This is a genomic window from Lysobacter sp. DMC104 (assembly GCF_056313665.1).
In genome coordinates, this window is the sequence record NZ_JBQUZW010000001.1 from 283,245 (window position 1) to 300,056 (window position 16,812).

Genomic DNA, 16,812 nt, shown 5'->3' on the forward strand with positions numbered 1-16,812 from the left:
AAACGTAGAGCGGCGCGCCGTCGCCCCGGCTCCGGAAACAAACCGACACCCATCCCCGCGAATCGCCGACACGCCATGCGTGGGAGCGACGGAAGTCGCGACGGGCTGCGGAAAGACTTTCTTTCGTCCGTCGCGACTTCCGTCGCTCCCACGGGAGACGCAGGCTCTCGATCCAGACGCGGATGCTTCGGAAAGGCCGCGGTGCGGCGTGTCACGCTACTCGAGCACGACGGGGTGCTCGACCCAGTCCTCGACGCTGCCGTCGCGGCCATGCAGGCGCAGCGTGATGCGATGGCGGCCGGGCGGTACGCCGGCGAGATCCAGGTCGGCGCGGAAACCGACGTTCGGCTGCTGAGGATCGGTGGAGCCGCCGTCGCGCCATTTCGCCCAGAAGCCGACCACCTCCGGCCGCGACAGGCCGTAGCCGGCGCGAGCAAACCAGCGGCCGTCGACGAACACCTCCACCGAACCCAGCCCCGCCCCGTCCTTGAACGCCCAGCCGGTCATCGCGAACTTCCGCGGCACGGTCGCACCTGCTTCCGGCGCATCGATCCACGCCATCGCCGGCGCCACGCACGGCCCGGGCGAGCGCGGCCCCGACAGCGCGAACAGCAGGTAACGCTTGCGGCCGCCGTCGACATCCAGCACGGTCGGCGGCGGCAGCGGGCCCACGCGCTCGCAGAGCGAATGCCAGTGCGCGAGCTGCTGGCGGAACTCGACATGGGTGGCACCGACGACCAGCAACTGCGGCGCGGTCTCGCGCAGCGCGCGACCATCGCGATGCAGGCCCCACAGCACGAGCTGCGGCGCGCGGCCGTGGTGCACGTTGAGCGGATGGTCGAGCACCGGGATGCGCGGATCATCGAGCAGGAAGCCCAGTTCGGCGCCGATCTTGAAATCGTCGGCCAGCAGGGTCGTGCCGGCGGGCATGGCCGCACGTTTCGCGGCGACCGCGTCCGCAAGCTCATTCCAACCGGCGAAATTCGCGGGATAGACCTGCCTGTCGGCGAGCCGCGCGCGCAGCGCGGGCGTCGCGGCGACCAGGTAATAGCCGAGGCTGACGACGAGACCGAACGCGGCCACCGCCCAGGTCGCGCGTCGCGCGAACGCGGGCCAGTGCGCGAGCGTCGCCGGCGCCAGCGGCAGCAGCGCGAGATACGCCGGCAATGGCCAATGGAAACTCACACGCTCGCTGTCGGCGAAGAAGCCCAGCGCGAAGAAGCCGGCGAACACCAGCAGGCCCGACCGCGCGAGATACCGCACGCCCGGCGCGGATGCGGTGCCGCGGTTCGCGAGGCCCGCACGCAGCAGCGCCCACAGCAGCAGCGGCGTGACGAACAGCGCCTGCACGGCGACGAACGCGATGCCGTCGGGATGGAACGCCCACGGATGCCGGTCGACCAACTGGAAGCGCAAACCGGCGTCCGCGTTGTCGAGGTTCCACTGCAGCAGCGGCCACCACGCCAGCGCACCGATCGCCAGCGCCAGCCACACGCGGAAATCGCGCAGCGCGCGGCGGCCTTCTGGCGCCAGCAGCAGCGCGACGAACCCGACGCCGATCACCGCGACGAAGCGGTAGTGCGTGAGCCCGCCGATCACGAGCCCCGTCGCCAGCAGCATCACCGACGACCACCGCACCTCGCGCAGCAGCCGCGCGCCGGCGTCGAGGCACAGCACCGTCGCCAGCGCCAGCGGCACGTCGGGCAACGCGAGCAGGCCCAGCGTGCCCAGCAGCGGCAACAGCAGCGCCAGCGTGCCGGCCTGCCAGGCAAAAGCGACATCGCCGCCGACCTCGCGCCGCGCGATCGCGACGATCCGCCACGGCAGCCACGCCGCGATCAGCAGGAACGGCCAGCGCACGCCGAGCAGCCCGTGCCCGGCCACGGCTTCGCCCAGCCGCACCAGCGCGGCGGTGAAGCCCGGCAGGTCGGAATACGCCCAGGCCGGATGCCGGCTTTCCTGCCAGTAGAACGCTTCGTCCACGAACAGCGGCAAGTGCAGGGCGAGCGCGACCTTCAGCAGCGTGGCCGCGGCCCAGGTGGCGATGAAACTCCGCTTTGCGAACACCGTCTGCTGCATCGACCCTTCGTCCATTACACTGCCGTTCGCGCGGTCGGACCCGCCTCGGACCCACTGCACGACGCCTGTCGTTCGAACCTTCCGCTGCACACGCTGTCCGAACCCTGCTGTCCGAACCCGTCGCCCGCGCCATCGCCGCGGGGGCGATGCCATGACGCCACGCCGCGAGCCCGCACATGCTAAACGACCCCGTCCGCAACGCCCTCGAACGCGCCCAGGCGCAGGTCAACGCCTTGGTGCTGGGCAAGCCGGACGAGGTGCGGCTGGCGTTCGTCGGCCTGCTGTCCGACGGCCACGTGCTGATCGAGGACCTGCCCGGCCTCGGCAAGACCACGCTGGCGCATGCGCTGGCCGCGACGCTGGGGCTGGCCTTCCAGCGCGTGCAGTTCACCTCCGACCTGCTGCCGTCGGACATCGTCGGCGTGTCGGTGTTCGATGCGCAGACCCGCGGCTTCCGCTTCCATCCCGGCCCGGTGTTCGCGCAGGTGCTGCTGGCGGACGAGATCAACCGTGCGCCGCCACGCACGCAGAGCGCGCTGCTGGAGGCGATGGCCGAGCACCAGGTCACCGTCGACGGCACCACCCATCCGCTGCCGGACCCGTTCTTCGTGATCGCCACGCAGAACCCGGTCGACCTGTCCGGCACCTATCCCCTGCCCGACTCGCAGCTCGACCGCTTCCTGCTGCGGCTGCACCTGGGCTATCCGCCCGAGGACGCCGAGCGCGCGCTGCTCGCCGGCGACGACCGCCGCGACCTGATCGCGCGCAGCGCGCCGGTGCTGAGCGCCGACGACGTGCGCGCGCTGCGCCGCGAGGTGGCGGGCATCCATGCCAGCGAGGCATTGATCGATTACGTGCAGCGGCTGCTCGCGCGCAGCCGCCATCACCCGGGTGTGCGCGTGGGCCTGTCGCCGCGCGCGGGCCTCGCGCTGCTGCGCGCCGCGCGGGCGCATGCGCTGCTGCTGGGACGCGCGCACGTGCTGCCCGAGGACGTGCAGACGCTGTTCGTCGCGGTCGCCGCGCATCGCCTCACCGCGGACGCCGATGGCGGCGATGGCAAGACGCTGGCGCAGGCGATCCTGCGCGCGGTGCCGGTGGACTGAGCGCGACGCCGCGATGCGCGACGCCGGCACGATGCTGCGCACCTGGATGGAAGGCCGCGCCGCGCGCTGGATCCGGCCGCGCGGCCCGGAGCCGCTGCCGGTGGCGTTCGACCGTCACCGCATCTACGTGCTGCCCAGCGGCTTCGGCCTGTTCTTCGCCGCGCTGATCGCGGCGATGCTGCTGGGCGCGCTGAACTACAACAACAACCCGGCGCTGCTGCTCGCGCTGCTGCTGGGCAGCGCGGCGCAGACCGGACTGTTCGCCGCACACCTGCAACTGTCGGGATTGCGCGTGGTGGCCGCGGGTGCCGAGCCGGTGAGCGCCGGCCAGCCGCTGGAGCTGCGCATCCACTTCCGCGCCGATCCCGGGCGCGAACGCCGCGGCCTGCGGATCGAGACGATGTCCGGCGCGAACGGCGCGCAGGGCACGTGGTTCTCCCTGCGCGACGGCGCCGGCGAGGCCGTGCTGAGCGTGCCGACGAAGCGCCGCGGCTGGTTCGACCCGGGCCGGCTGCGACTGTCGACCACGCGCCCGCTGGGGCTGGTGTTCGCCTGGAGCTACGTCTGGCCGGATCGCCCGATCCTCGTTTACCCGACGCCCGAAGCCCACGGCCCGCCGCTGCCCGACGGCGGCGGCGACCGCGCAATCGCGCGGCTGCATCCGGCCGGCGACGACGTGCACCACCTGCGCGCCTACCGCCGCGGCGATTCGCGCCGGGCCATCGCGTGGAAGCCGTCCGCACGCCGCGACGAACTGCTGGTGCGCGAGTACGAACAGCCGCTGGGCGCGGACCTCGACCTCGACTGGAACGCGCTGGCGTCGCTGCCGTGGGAGGCGCGGATCCAGCGGCTCGCGCGCTGGGTGGACGAGGCCGAACGCGACGGTCGCCGTTATCGCCTGCGCCTGCCCGGCCAGCCGCCGCTGGGGCCGGCGCAGGGCGTCGCCCATCGCCACGCCTGCCTGAAGGCGCTGGCGCTGCTGCCGGACGGGCCGGGCCATGGCTGAATCCGCCTCGTCACCAGCGACGCCACTCGACGTCAAACCGCTCGACGCCGTCGCGCGTCTGTGGGTGCTTGCCGCGGCCGCGACCTGCCTGCTGCCGCTGCTGCTGCAACAGCCCGGCGCGCTCGGCGCGGGCATCGGCGTGGTGGCGATCGCGATCCCGCTGCTGGCGCGCGAGGGCCGCGCGCCCGCGTGGCTGAAGCTGGTGCTGATCGTCGCCCTCATTGGCACGGTCACGGTGCTGTACGGCTTCCGCTTCGGCCGCGACACCGGCTGCGCGCTGCTGGCGGCGATGCTCGCGCTCAAGCCGGCCGAACTGCGCGGCCAGCGCGACGCCCGCAGCCTGCTCGGCTTCGCCCTGTTCGCGCCGTTTGCGACCTTCCTGCTGGACCAGGGGCCGACGTCGCTGGCGCTGGGGCTGGTCGCCGCGCTCACGGTGCTGGCGTCGCTGCTGAAGCTGTCGGAAGTGGAAGTCGGCGAAACCGCGCCGCCGGGCCGGCCGTGGACGCGGTTCGTCGCGGTGGCGCGCATGGTCGGCATCGGCCTGCCGCTGGCGATGGGCGTGTTCTGGCTGTTCCCGCGGCTGTCCTCGCCGATGTGGGGCGTGCCCGATCGCGCGGTCAGCCGGCCCGGTCTGTCCGACCACATGTCGCCCGGCGACTGGGCCGATCTCATGGCCGACGAAAGCCCCGCCCTGCGCGCCACCTTCACCGGCCCGGCGCCGCCGCGGAACCAGCTGTACTGGCGCGGCCCCGTGCTGTGGAATTTCGACGGTCGCACATGGTCGACCTCGACCCGCGCCAGCGCCAGCGCCGTCGGCGCCGTGCCCGCCCCGCCCGCCGACGCGCCGCGCTTCGATTACGAACTCGAGGTCGAACCGACCGAACGCCACGACCTGGTCGCGCTGGACGTGCCGCTGTCGGTGCCCGACGGTGCGGTGCAGCGCCGCGACGGCGGCCTGCGCAGCCTGCAGCCGCTCAACGACGTCACTCGCTGGCGGATGCGCGCGGTGGCCCGCTTCGGCGTCGGCGATGGTCTGCCGCCACCGCTGCGCGCGCTCGCGCTGCGCCTGCCGCCCGACTACAACCCGCGCGCCGTGGCGCTCGCGCAGCGCTGGCGCCGCGACGCCGGTGCCCCCGGCGTCGCCAGCGACACCGCCATCGCCGATCGCGCGCTGGCGTGGATCCACGCCGAATTCGCCTACACGCTCGACGTGCCGCCGATGGGGCGCGACACCGTCGACGAGTTCCTGTTCGATCGCAAGGCCGGCTACTGCGAGCACTTCAGCGGCGCGTTCGTGGTGCTGATGCGCGCCGCGGGCATCCCCGCACGCGTCGTCACCGGCTATGCCGGTGGCTACCGCAACCCGGTCGGCGACTACTGGCTGGTGCGGCGTTCGGACGCGCACGCCTGGGCCGAGATCTGGCTGGAAGACCGCGGCTGGACGCGCGTCGACCCGACCGCCGCGGTGGCGCCGGAACGGATCTTCGACACCCTCGACGACCGTCGCCCGGGCATGCTCGGCGACTTCGCCGGGCTGGCGCCGGTGTTCGACGTCGGCGACTGGATGCGCCGCGGCTGGAACGACTTCGTGCTGGGCTACGACGCCTCGCGCCAGCGCCGGCTGCTGCAACCGCTGGGCGTGCCGGACCTGGATTCGGCGAAGCTGATCCAGTTGTTCGTGCTGGCGGTCGCACTGGCGCTGGGCGGGATGTTCTGGCTGACCACGCGGCAGGAGCGCGAACGCGACCCGGTCCTGCGCGCCTGGCGAATCATGGAAGCGCGCTATCGCCGTCTCGGCCTCGCGCGCGAGCGCCACGAGCCGGCCGGCGCCTGGGCCGCCCGCGTGGTCGCCGCGCGCCCGCAGGCCGGCGCCCTGCGCGAACTCAGCGCACGTTTCGCGGATTGGCGGTACGCTCGCGACCATGGTGGTGCCGGCGATCCACGCGGCCTGATCCGCGACCTGCGGCGACACCGCCCCTGATCCCCTTCCGGAGCCTTCCATGCACGCACGCATCCTCGCCGTCGCCGCGCTGGCCGCCGCCCTCGCCGGCTGCGCCACCACCGCCCAGCCCCTGCGCGGCACCTTCGCCACCGTCACCCCGCACGAAGCCGTGCAGCAGGACAGCACCGGCCAGACGGTGCGCTGGGGCGGCCGCATCGTCCGTACCGAACCGCTGGCCGACCGCACCTGCTTCGAAGTGCTGTCGACCGAGCTGGACAGCTCGGGCCGCCCGTACTGGGCCGCCGACGACACCCGCGGCCGCTTCATCGCCTGCCGCGCCGGCTTCTACGACCCGGCGCTGTTCACCGACAAGCGCGAAGTGACCTTCACCGGCCGCATCGACGGCTACGAGAACCGCAAGATCGGCGAGTACGACTACCGCTTCCCGCGCGTCGCCGCGGACGTGGTCTATCTCTGGCCGGTGCGCGAGAAGATCAACGTCGTCGAACGTCCCAGCCCGTGGTGGCCGTGGTGGGGTCGCTGGTAAGCCGCAAAGCCGGCAAGCCGCGACGATCCGCGACACGAAAAAGGCGGCCATCGGCCGCCTTTTTCGTGACTGCCGCCGGCCCTACTTCGGCCCGGTCGGCGTGTGCTTGTCGCGATAGCGGAAGGTCAGCCACAGACCCACCGCAATCGAATAGGACAGGTTCGGGATGAAGGCCTTGTCCAGCGTCGTGACCTTCGAGGCCAGCGCCACGTAGTTGGTGTACGCCGCCTGCGACAAGGTGAAGGCGGCGATCAGCAGCACCATGCGGATCGGCACCGGCATGCCCAGCTTCAGCGCGATGATCGTGCCCTCGGAGATGAGGATGCCGACCAGGAACGGGAACGCCGCGCCGATCAGCATGATGCCGAACGGGTTGTTCTGCGAATGCGTGATCAGCATCAGGTCGGCGAAGGTGACGCCGAGTGCGCGGGTGATCAGGAAGGCCAGGAAGCCGGTCGCGAACGACATGATGCGCACGTACTGCTCGGCGCCTACGGAGTCGAGGATGACCTTGATCGAGATCCAGATCTGGCTGGTGATCACCAACAGGATCAGCACCTGTTCGATGATGGTGAAGGGGTCCCACTTCATGATCGGCTCGTCACCCGCAACTGTCCTCGGTCCGCATCCCGCCCGCGGCAACATACCACAGCACCCCGTCCGCCAAGGCGATCAGGGCCGTGCCGCCGCTCACTTGACCACACGCAGGTGGGACGGCCGTTTCCGCTTCGGCGGTGCCGGCGGCGCGGCCCCGGGCGGAGGGCGGCGGCGCCACAGCAGGATCATCAACCACCCGGCCAGCATGCCGCCGAGATGGGCGAAATGGGCGACGCCCGACTCCTGCCCGGTCAGGCCGAACAGCAGCGCCATCACGCCGAACACGATCGCCAGCGTCCGCGCGCTCATCGGGATCGGCGGGAACAGCAGCATCACACGGTGCGTCGGGAACAGCAGGCCGTACCCGAGGATCAAGCCGTACACGCCGCCCGAGGCGCCGATGGTGGAGTAGGCGTCGTTTCCCTGCGCGACCGACCACGAAGCCAGCGCCAACTGGCACAGGCTCGCGCCCAGCACGCTGACCGTGTAGTAGACGAGGAAACGGCGCCAGCCCCAGTGGTACTCCAGCGGCACGCCGAACATCACCAGGCCCATCATGTTGAAGACCAGGTGCAGCGGATCGGCATGGAGGAACGCCGACGTGACCAGTTGCCACGGCAGGAAGGTCGCGCCGGGCCAAAGCACCGTCAGCTGCGACTTCAATGGCCACAACTCCAGCGGAACGATCCATGCCTCCGGCATGATCAACTGCAGCACGAACGCGACGACATTCGCGATCAGCAGCGCCCGGACGACCGGGGGAATCCTGGACAACATCCGTGGCCCTCGGGGGAAAGGGAATGCGTCGGCGACGCGGCCCGTATCATACCGGGATGACCACGACGACCGCTCCCTGCGTCGACCTCGCCGCCGACCCGCAGGCCGGCACCTTCGACGGCGCCGCGCTCGCGGATGCGCTGTCCGCGCACGGTGCCTGCCGCATCGTCGGATGGCCCGCGCCAGGGCTGCGCACCGCGCTGCGCGAGGACCTGCGCCGCCTGCAGGCGGACGGCGCGCTCGCACCGGCGTCCGTGGGGCGCGGTGCGGGACGCGACCTGCGCCGCGACATCCGTGCCGACGCCACGCTGTGGCTGGACGACCCCCGCTGCGGCGATCCGGCGCGCGACTTCCTCGCGCGGATGGACGCGCTGCGCCTGGAGCTCAACCGCCGCCTGTTCCTCGGCCTCGACGAATGCGAGGCCCATTACGCCGCCTACCCGCCCGGCGGCGGCTACGCGCGGCATCGCGACCGCTTCCGCGACAGCGACGCGCGCGTGGTGACGCTGGTGAGCTACCTCAACGATGATTGGGGCGACGCCGACGGCGGCGCGCTGCGCCTGCATGCGGACGACGGCAGCCACGTCGACATCGCGCCCGTCGGCGTCAGCCTGTGCTTCCTCAGCGAACGCGAACACGAAGTGCTGCCGGCGCATCGCGAGCGCTTCAGCATCGCGGCGTGGTTCCGCCGCAACGTCGGCCACGGCCTGCGCTGAGTACGTCGCGCTACGGCCCCCAGACGGCTTCGTCGACGGTCTTCGCGCCACGCTTCCCGCTGCGCACGCGGCCATGCGCGTCGATCGCCACGCCCTCGCGGCGCAGGCGGTCGAGCTGTTCGCGCTGCTGTTCAGATCCCGGCGGGAACGCGCTGCGGCCGTCGGCGCGCAGCACGCGATGCCAGGGCAGCCGCGGATCGTCGTTCTGCGACAGCAGCCGCGCGACCAGTCGTGCGCGCCCGGGCAGGCCGGCGCGTTGCGCGACCACGCCGTAGGCGGCGGTTTCGCCGCGCGGGATCGCGCGGATCGCGGCGAGGATGCGGTCGGCGGCAGACAGTCCGGTCATGGGCAGGTAGCATATCGCCACGCTTTCCCCCAGGCCGTCCCATGCAGAATTTCGAACAGGTCCGCAGTCACCTCACCGCCGGCGACTTCCGGATCACGATGCAGGAGCCCTATCTGCTCTGCGTCGAACTGTCCCTCGACCACGGTCGCCGCCACCAGGCGATCTTCCTGTCCGAACTGGAAAGCGAGGACGGCCGCACCTACCTCCGGGTGAGCACCGTCATCGCCCCGACCACCGGCATCGACTGCCGCCGCGCCCTCGCCTTCAACTGGGAAAGCCGTGTCGGCTACCTCGCGATCGGCGAACTCGACCGCGTGCCCTACCTGCAGCTGTGCGAGAACCGCCCTTACGACGCGCTCTCCGGCGCCGAAGTCGACCGGCTGATCCTGGAGATCGGCGGCATGGGCGACCAGCTGGAGCGCGCGCTGTCTGCAGGCGGCGACCTGCTCTGACCGACGGCATCGCGGCGTCCGCCCGCGACCAGGGACACCTCCGGAAAACGACGAAGGCCCGCTCGCGCGGGCCTTCGTCTTGTTGCGGGCGGAAGGCATCCGCCGGTCACTCCCAGCCCATCACCCGCACCAGCGAGAACAGACCGTAGGACACGCCTGCCGCGGCCGGGATCGTCAGGATCCACGCCCACACGATGCGCTCGATCACGCCGAACTTCAGCGCACGCGGGTTCTTGGCGAAGCCCACGCCCATGATCGAGGTCGAGATGCTGTGGGTGGTCGAGACCGGCATGCCGAACGCCGAGGCGGTCACGAGGATCGTCGCCGAGGCGGTTTCCGCGGCGAAGCCGTCGATGGGCTGCAGCTTCACCATCTTGTGGCCCATGGTCTTGATGATCTTCCAGCCGCCGGCGGCGGTACCGGCCGCCATCACCAGCGCACAGGTCGCGATCACCCAGGTGTCGATGTCCTCCTTGCCGCCGTCCGGATGCAGGAAGGCGAGCCACGTCGGCAGGTCGTCCAGACTGCCCGCGGCCTGCGCCGCGAAGAGGGCCAGCGCGATGATGCCCATGGTCTTCTGCGCGTCCTGCCGACCGTGCGCGTAGCCCATGTAGGCCGCCGACAGGAACTGCGCCTTGCCGAAGAACGCATTGACCCAGCGCGGGCGCACGACACGGGCCAGCGGTCCGCCGGCCTTCGTCATGCCGGCGATGATCGCGTAGAGCAGGAAGATGATCAGCGCGCCGAGGGTGAAGCCGACGATCGGCGAGCTGATCATCGGCACCACGACCTTCCACAGCAGGCCCTTGTTGTGGGTCCAGCCTTCGTCGCTGGCCTTGGACCAGATCAGCGCGGCCCAGTCGTTGTGGGCCGCGGCGAGCGCGGCGCCGCTGAGGCCGCCGATCAGCGCATGCGACGACGACGACGGCAGACCGCGCCACCAGGTGATCAGGTTCCAGACGATGGCGCCGGCCAGCGCGCAGATCAGCACCTGCGAGGTGACGTTGACCACGTCGGTGTTGACCAGGCCGGAGGAGATGGTCTTGGCGACCGCGACGCCGGAAAAGGCACCGACGAGGTTCATCGCCGCGGCCAGGATCACCGCCTTGCCCGGACTCAGCACCTTGGTCGCGACCACGGTGGCGATGGAGTTGGCGGTGTCGTGGAAGCCGTTGATGAACTCGAAGACGAGCGCGGCCAGGACGACCAGCAGCACGAGGGTGAGCATGTCGACGCTCCCGTCAGCTGTTCTTCAGCACGATCTGGTAGGCGACGACGCCGGCTTCGCGGCAGCGGTCGATCGCCTTCTCGAGGATCTCGAAGAACTCCTTCAGCAGGAACATCTGCAGGCTGTCGAGCTTGCCCGAGTAGATGTCGCGGTACAGCTCCAGCATCAGCCGGTCGGCCTCGTTCTCGATCGCGCGCAGCTTCTCGTTGAGCGCGGTCATGCGGTCGATGTTGAGGTGACGCAGCTCGCGGACCATCTCGACGACCACGCTCGCGGCCTGCTCCAGCATCGCCGCGCGCGGCGCGAAATCGATGCCTTCCAGGTGCTGGATCGCCAGCGAGTAGCGGTCGGCGAACTTCTCGATCTGCTTGGGGATCTTGTACAGCGCCGAGCCCAGGGCCTCAATGTCCTCGCGCTCGATCGGCGTGATGAAGCTGTCGACCAGCGCCTTGCCGATCTTGTCGGAGGCGGCGCGCTCGCGGGTGCGGGCCAGCTTGAAGGCGTCCAGCGCAGGCTGGCGGTCGGTGGCCTTCATCATCGCGTGCAAGGCCTGGGCGCTCTCGTGGGCGGCCGCGGCGGCTTCGTCGAGCAGGCCGTAGAACTGCTGGCCGGAGCCGAAGATGGTTTGCAGGGAGAACATGGGCGCTCGCCTCGATGACGGTGATGTGAATAGCGTAAGTCCGAATTGTGACTTCGATGTGACATCCGCCGCCGGACCGTCACCCCGCCGACACGGGACTGTCATCCCGCCCGTCCCGCCCGGGCGCCCGCCGGAGCGCCCCCGGCCTGCCGCGGGGGCGCCGGACCCGCCTGCTATCATCGGCCGCTCCCCCGACACCCCCGCCTTCCCCGATGCCTCCCCTCGCCGCCCCGGCCTGCCGCCCCACGCGCCATGCCCCCGGGGCCCAGTCGCCCGACGGCCACCGCATCCCGGCCGGAGGCACCCGCCATGACTAAGTTCCTGATCGTGGTGGCATTGGTGCTGTTCAACGCCTTCTTCGCCCTGTCGGAGATGGCGGTCCTCACCTCCCGCAAGAGCCGCCTCAAGCAGATGGCGACCCACAGCGCCGGTGCCCGCAAGGCGCTGGAACTGGCGAACGAGCCCGAGAAATTCCTGTCCGCCGTCCAGCTGTGGATCACCGCACTGGGCATGGTCATCGGCCTGCTGGGCGGCGAATCGATCGGCGAGAGCATCGCCGTGCCGCTGTCGCGCGTGCCGGAGCTGGCGCCCTACGCCCACCTCATCGGCCTGGTCTTCGGCTTCCTGGTCACGCTGTTCGTGGTCGGCCTGCTCGGCGAACTGGTGCCCAAGCGCATCGGCACCCTGCGCCCGGAGAAGATCGCGGTGGTCGTGGCCTACCCGATGCAGTTCTTCGCGTCGCTGGCCAAGCCCTTCGTGCTGGCGCTGTCGACCTGCACCCGCTGGATCATGCGCCTGCTGCGGCTGGGCGACGCCGACGACAACGCGATCACCGAGGAAGAGATCCAGCTGCTGGTGAGCGAAAGCCACGAGCAGGGCCTGATCGACGACGACGAACGCAACATGATGCAGCGGGTCATGCGCCTGGGCGACCGCACGGTCGAAAGCATGATGACCCCGCGCACCCGCATCGTCTGGCTGGACGCGAACGCCTCGTTCGAGGAGAACTTCGCCGAGATGCGCGAGACACCGTATTCGCGCTATCCGGTGTACCGCGGCAGCGACGCCGACGTGCTCGGCGTGCTGGAAGTGAAGTCGCTGATGGACGCGTTCGAGTCACGCACGCGCGACCTGTTCGGCACGCTGCGCCCGGCGCTGTTCGTGTCCGAGTCGACCCACGCCCTGAAGCTGCTGGAGATCTTCCGCGAGGAGCAGCAGTCGCTGGCGCTGGTGGTCGACGAATACGGCGAGGTCACCGGCATGGTGACCGTGAACGACCTGATGGGCGCGGTGATCGGCCGCCTGCAGTCGGGCGAAACGCCGGACGCCGAAGCGCTGGTGCTGACCCGCGACGACGGTTCGCTGCTGGTCGACGGCTCGCTGCCGGTGGACGAACTGCGCGAGCTGATCGGCCACGCGCTGCCGCACACGGAAGAACACGACTACCACACCGCCGCCGGCATGGTGATCGCGCACTTCGGCCGCATCCCGAACACCGCCGAGGCCTTCGAATGGGCCGGCTGGCGGATCGAGGTGGTGGACCTGGACGGCCCGCGCATCGACAAGCTGCTGCTGTCGCGGGTGGACCGCAGGGACGCGGACGAGGATGGCTGACGCACCCGCGCCGGAACCGGCGGGCGCAGGGGGCGACACCGCGATGCAGGACGACGGCCCGCAGGGCATGCGGGCGGTCATCGATGCGCTGTGCGCCGGCGACCCGGACGAACGCCTCGAATTGCACGCTCTGGTCCGCGGCCTGGGACGCAGCACCTTCGGCGTGCTCCTGTTGCTCGCCACGCTGCCTGCGCTGATCCCGATCCCGGGCCTCGCCGGCGGCCTCAGCGGCCCGCTGGTGGTCCTGGTCGGGCTGCACCTGTTGCTGTTGCAGCGCAAGCCGTGGCTGCCGGGCTTCATCGCCCGCCGCGGGCCGCAACGCAGCACGCTGATCCGCTTCGACCGCCGCACCGACCGGCTGCTGCGCTCGCTGGAAAAACTCATCCGGCCGCGGTTGTTCGCGCTGGTCGACCACCCGGTGGCGACGGTGCTGTCGGGCATGCAACTGGTGCTGCTGGGGATCCTGCTGGCACTGCCGATCCCGTTCACCAACTACCTGTTCGCCGGGCTGCTGCTGCTCTACGCGCTGTCCCTGCTGGAACGCGACGGCGTGCTGATGCTCATCGTCTGGGCGGCGGGCACGGTCGCGATCTGGGTGTTCGGCGCGGTGTCGGGGAACCTCGTCGCGATGCTGTGGGCGTGGATCGCCAGCCTGCACTGAGGGCGGCTTCGACCCGGCTGCGTCAGGCCACCAGCGTCGCGAAATCGCGCATGTTCATCGGGTGGCCCAGCCAGTAGCCCTGGGCGAAGTCGCAGCCGCGGCTGCGCAGCAGGTCGCACTGCCCTTCCTTCTCCACGCCCTCGGCGACCACGATCATCCCCAGCGAATGCGCCATCGCGATGATCGCGGTGGTCAGCGCCAGGTCGTCCGGATCGCGCAGCACGTCGGCGATGAAGCTGCGATCGATCTTCACGCCGTCGACCGGCACGCGGCGCAAGTGGCTCAGCCCGGAGAAGCCGGTGCCGAAATCGTCCAGCCACACCTTCACGCCGACCTCGCGGAGCGCGGTGAGGATCTGGCGCGCCTGATCCTCGTCGCCGAGCACCGCGGTCTCGGTCAGTTCGATGTGCAGCAGGTGCGGCGGCAGGCCGGTGTCTTCCAGCGCGCTCATGACCTGCTCGCGGAAATCGCCGCTGCGCAACTGGCGCGCGGAGACATTCACCGACACGAACAGGTCGTTGCCGTCGTCGCGACGCCAGCGGGCGGCATCACGGCAGGCGGCACGGAACACCGCGGGCCCGATGGTCTCGATCAGGCCGCTCTGCTCGGCGACGTCGATGAACACCGACGGCGACACCTGGCCGTGCACCGGGTGCTGCCAGCGCAGCAGCGCCTCGGCACCGAGCAGGGTCTTGTCGGCGACGCGGTAGATCGGCTGGTAGGCCAGCGTCAGTTCGCCGCGTTCCCACGCGCCGCGCAGGTCCTGCTCGATCCGCACCCGGCGGGTGACGGCCTGGTCCATCGCGCGGCTGTAGAAGCGGTAGCCGTTCTTGCCGGCGACCTTCGCCTGGTACATCGCGATGTCGCCGTTCTTCATCAGCATCGTCGCGCCGGAGGCATCGTCCGGGAACAGGGTCACGCCGATCGACGTGCCGAGGAACACCTGGCGGTCCTGCACCACGATCGGCCGGCTCAGCTCCGTCACCAGCGTCTCGGCCAGGTGCGCGGCGCTGGCGCGCACGTCGTCGTGCGGGCCGTTGCCCTGCAGCAGGATCACGAACTCGTCGCCGCCGAAGCGCGCCAGCTCGCCGTTGGCGCCGCCGATGCGTTCGACCGCCTCGCGGATGCGGTTCGCGAACTGGATCAGCACTTCGTCGCCGACGTCGTGGCCCAGCGTGTCGTTCACCCGCTTGAAGTCGTCGATGTCCGCGAACAGCAGCGCGAGCTGGCGGCCGACGCCACGCAACTGCATCAGGCGATGGTCGAGCGTCTCGCGGAACGCCAGCCGGTTCGCCAGTCCGGTCAGCGAGTCGGTGTACGCCATGCGCCGCATGTCGCGGTCGTGGCGATCGATGCTCTCGGCCATGCGCGAGAACGCGCGCACCAGCGTGCCGACCTCGTCGCGCCGGTTGCTGGCCGGCAGCGAGGTCGAGAAGTTGCCGGATTCGATCTCGCGCGCGGCGTGCGACAGCTGCCGGATCGGTCGGATCAGCGCGCGCTGCAGCACGATCGTCACGAACACCGCCAGCGACACCAGCAGCAACAGCAGCAGGCCGATCCACGCAAGGTGGCGCTGGCCGAGCGCGCGCAGGCGCTCGGTGATCTGCGCGTCGACATGCGCCTGCTCGGTGCGCAGCTTGCCCAGCGAATAACCCACGCGCAGGCCGCCGAGGCGCTGGTCGCCGATGCGGATCGGCGCCGAGACGTCCATCACCTCGCGGGTGCCGATCACGCGCAGGCCGTCGGCGGCGACGATCCGCGCCGCCAGCGGGTCGGCCATGCGCTGGCCGAACGTCGGGATGTCGCCGGAACCGTCGTGGAGGATGTCGCCCTTCGCGTCGTACACCAGCACGTAGGCCACGTCGGGCTGGCGCAGGATGCTGCGCGTGGTCGCGCCGATGGCGTCGAGGTCGAAGTAGTAGACCGGATTGACCAGCAGATCCGCGGTCTGCGCGACCTGCGATTCGCCGCGTTCGCGCAACCGGTCGTAGACCAGCACGCGGGTGGCGTCGCTGCTCAGCCGCAGCACTTCGTCGCGGGTCGCGGCCTGCCGCTGCCAGATCAGCGCGATGACCGCGAGCATCACCGCCAGCGCCAGGCCGGTGACCACCATGAACTTGGCCTGCAGGCCGTCGAAGGCCTTCATTCGACGACCGCCCGGACTTCGGACACGCCCTGGCGCAAACGGCCGAGCACCGCGTGGTCGTCATCGCCCAGCGGCAGGAACCGGGTCGTGTGGAAGAAATACTGCATCGCCTGCGCCGCAGCGGGATCCCGCGCGGCCTGGATCAGCACTTCGCGCAGCCGCGCCTGTACCTTCGGGTCGAGGTCGCCGCGGACCATTTCCAGCGCGCGCGGCACCGGCTCGGAGGTGTGGATGACCATCAGGTCGGGGCGGAACGACGGCGGCACCCGCGCGGGATTCTGCCAGTCCAGTTCGCTCATCGTGCCGGCGTCGACCAGGCGCTTGTGCACCCAGGCACTGATGTTCAGCTCGGACCGGGCGAAGACGTAGCCGACGCTGTCCCCGGAGGGCTTGTCCATCGGCGACAGCAGCAGGCTCAACGCCATCTTCCGGCGGAGCAGTTCGATCGCGGGGATGAAATAGGCACTGGTCGAGGCGTTGTTCTGGAACGCCACACTGCGGCCGCGCAGGTCCTCCAGTTTGTTCAGGCCGCTGTCGCGGCGGACGAAGAACACCGTGCGGTAGCGGCTGACGCCGTCGCGTTCGGTCACCAGCAGGGGCTGCGCTCCGCCGCGCTGTTCCAGCAGCATGGCGGTGCCGGCGGTCTCGGTGACCCAGTCCACCTGCCCGCGACGGAGGTAGCTGGCCATCTGCTGCGCGTCCCGGGCCATCAGCACCCGGCCCTCGCGGATGCCCACGTCGGCCATCCGCGGGACCACGTAGTCCAGCAGCGGCTTGAGCTGTTCGTAGTGGAGCTTGGGGTCGTCGCTGATGCGACCGAGGACCAGAATGTGACGCTGGCCGTCAGCGGCTGCCGCGCATGGCACGGCACCTGCCAGCCCCAGCAGGAGGCCCAGCAGCAGCGCGAAGCGGACGAGGACGGCGGGCATGGTCAGGCGTTCCGGGTCGCCGGGCGGTC

At 70.6% G+C, this 16,812-nt stretch carries 16 protein-coding genes; 8 read left to right on the forward strand and 8 right to left on the reverse strand.

Translation table 11 applies throughout. From position 1 onward, the window contains the following. Positions 1–216: 216 nt before the first annotated feature. Complete coding sequence (locus ACT53R_RS01350; protein ID WP_476170310.1) at positions 217–2,079, reverse strand: glycosyltransferase family 39 protein; 1,863 nt, start codon at positions 2,077–2,079, stop codon at positions 217–219. Positions 2,080–2,255: 176 nt separating this feature from the next. Here ACT53R_RS01350 and ACT53R_RS01355 point away from each other — a divergent pair, with 176 nt between their 5' ends. From ACT53R_RS01355 to ACT53R_RS01370, 4 genes are read left to right on the forward strand one after another with little or no spacing between them, the layout of a single operon-like run. Further along, entirely contained in the window at positions 2,256–3,182 is a 927-nt protein-coding gene (locus ACT53R_RS01355; protein ID WP_476170034.1) for an AAA family ATPase, read from the forward strand. Positions 3,183–3,216: 34 nt separating this feature from the next. Next, positions 3,217–4,188, forward strand: a complete 972-nt coding sequence (locus ACT53R_RS01360) for a DUF58 domain-containing protein (protein WP_476170311.1) — start codon at positions 3,217–3,219, stop codon at positions 4,186–4,188. Further along, a complete protein-coding gene (locus ACT53R_RS01365) occupies positions 4,181–6,169 on the forward strand; it encodes a transglutaminase TgpA family protein (protein WP_476170035.1) in 1,989 nt (662 codons plus the stop codon). Before ACT53R_RS01360 ends, ACT53R_RS01365 begins: the two co-directional genes overlap by 8 nt. 19 nt (positions 6,170–6,188) lie before the next feature. Continuing rightward, entirely contained in the window at positions 6,189–6,677 is a 489-nt protein-coding gene (locus tag ACT53R_RS01370; RefSeq protein ID WP_476170036.1) for a Slp family lipoprotein, read from the forward strand. 81 nt (positions 6,678–6,758) lie between these two features. Here the strand turns inward: ACT53R_RS01370 and ACT53R_RS01375 are convergent, their stop codons facing one another. Beyond that, positions 6,759–7,268, reverse strand: a complete 510-nt coding sequence (locus tag ACT53R_RS01375) for a hypothetical protein (protein ID WP_476170037.1) — start codon at positions 7,266–7,268, stop codon at positions 6,759–6,761. Between the two features lie 99 nt (positions 7,269–7,367). Continuing rightward, on the reverse strand, positions 7,368–8,051 hold the full coding sequence (locus tag ACT53R_RS01380; RefSeq protein WP_476170038.1) for a rhomboid family intramembrane serine protease: 684 nt from the start codon (positions 8,049–8,051) through the stop codon (positions 7,368–7,370). A gap of 56 nt (positions 8,052–8,107) precedes the next feature. On the opposite strand from ACT53R_RS01380, the gene ACT53R_RS01385 reads away from it, so the two are divergent. Continuing rightward, positions 8,108–8,767 carry a 2OG-Fe(II) oxygenase gene (locus ACT53R_RS01385; RefSeq protein ID WP_476170039.1) on the forward strand — a complete coding sequence of 220 codons (660 nt, stop codon included), beginning with the start codon at positions 8,108–8,110 and terminating at the stop codon, positions 8,765–8,767. A 10-nt stretch (positions 8,768–8,777) separates the two neighbouring features. On the opposite strand, the gene ACT53R_RS01390 is transcribed toward ACT53R_RS01385, so the two are convergent. Next, positions 8,778–9,113 (reverse strand): MGMT family protein, encoded by a 336-nt coding sequence (locus ACT53R_RS01390; RefSeq protein ID WP_476170040.1) that lies wholly within the window; start codon positions 9,111–9,113, stop codon positions 8,778–8,780. A gap of 41 nt (positions 9,114–9,154) precedes the next feature. Here ACT53R_RS01390 and ACT53R_RS01395 point away from each other — a divergent pair, with 41 nt between their 5' ends. Beyond that, positions 9,155–9,565, forward strand: coding sequence for a hypothetical protein (locus ACT53R_RS01395; RefSeq protein ID WP_476170041.1), 411 nt, complete (start codon positions 9,155–9,157; stop codon positions 9,563–9,565). 106 nt (positions 9,566–9,671) lie between these two features. Here ACT53R_RS01395 and ACT53R_RS01400 read toward each other — a convergent pair whose 3' ends face one another. Then, positions 9,672–10,793, reverse strand: a complete 1,122-nt coding sequence (locus tag ACT53R_RS01400; RefSeq protein ID WP_476170042.1) for an inorganic phosphate transporter — start codon at positions 10,791–10,793, stop codon at positions 9,672–9,674. Between the two features lie 13 nt (positions 10,794–10,806). Next, positions 10,807–11,433 (reverse strand): DUF47 domain-containing protein, encoded by a 627-nt coding sequence (locus ACT53R_RS01405; protein ID WP_476170043.1) that lies wholly within the window; start codon positions 11,431–11,433, stop codon positions 10,807–10,809. Positions 11,434–11,742: 309 nt separating this feature from the next. Between ACT53R_RS01405 and ACT53R_RS01410 the strand changes: the two genes are divergently transcribed. Beyond that, positions 11,743–13,047: a hemolysin family protein gene (locus ACT53R_RS01410; RefSeq protein ID WP_476170044.1), complete on the forward strand. Its 1,305-nt coding sequence runs from the start codon at positions 11,743–11,745 to the stop codon at positions 13,045–13,047. Beyond that, positions 13,040–13,708 carry an exopolysaccharide biosynthesis protein gene (locus tag ACT53R_RS01415; protein WP_476170045.1) on the forward strand — a complete coding sequence of 223 codons (669 nt, stop codon included), beginning with the start codon at positions 13,040–13,042 and terminating at the stop codon, positions 13,706–13,708. Before ACT53R_RS01410 ends, ACT53R_RS01415 begins: the two co-directional genes overlap by 8 nt. Before the next feature lie 22 nt (positions 13,709–13,730). Here the strand turns inward: ACT53R_RS01415 and ACT53R_RS01420 are convergent, their stop codons facing one another. Together ACT53R_RS01420 and ACT53R_RS01425 are read right to left on the reverse strand one after the other, a co-directional pair. Then, a complete protein-coding gene (locus ACT53R_RS01420) occupies positions 13,731–15,854 on the reverse strand; it encodes a putative bifunctional diguanylate cyclase/phosphodiesterase (protein ID WP_476170046.1) in 2,124 nt (707 codons plus the stop codon). Beyond that, positions 15,851–16,783, reverse strand: coding sequence for a phosphate/phosphite/phosphonate ABC transporter substrate-binding protein (locus ACT53R_RS01425; RefSeq protein WP_476170047.1), 933 nt, complete (start codon positions 16,781–16,783; stop codon positions 15,851–15,853). Before ACT53R_RS01425 ends, ACT53R_RS01420 begins: the two co-directional genes overlap by 4 nt. Between the last annotated feature and the right edge of the window lie 29 nt (positions 16,784–16,812).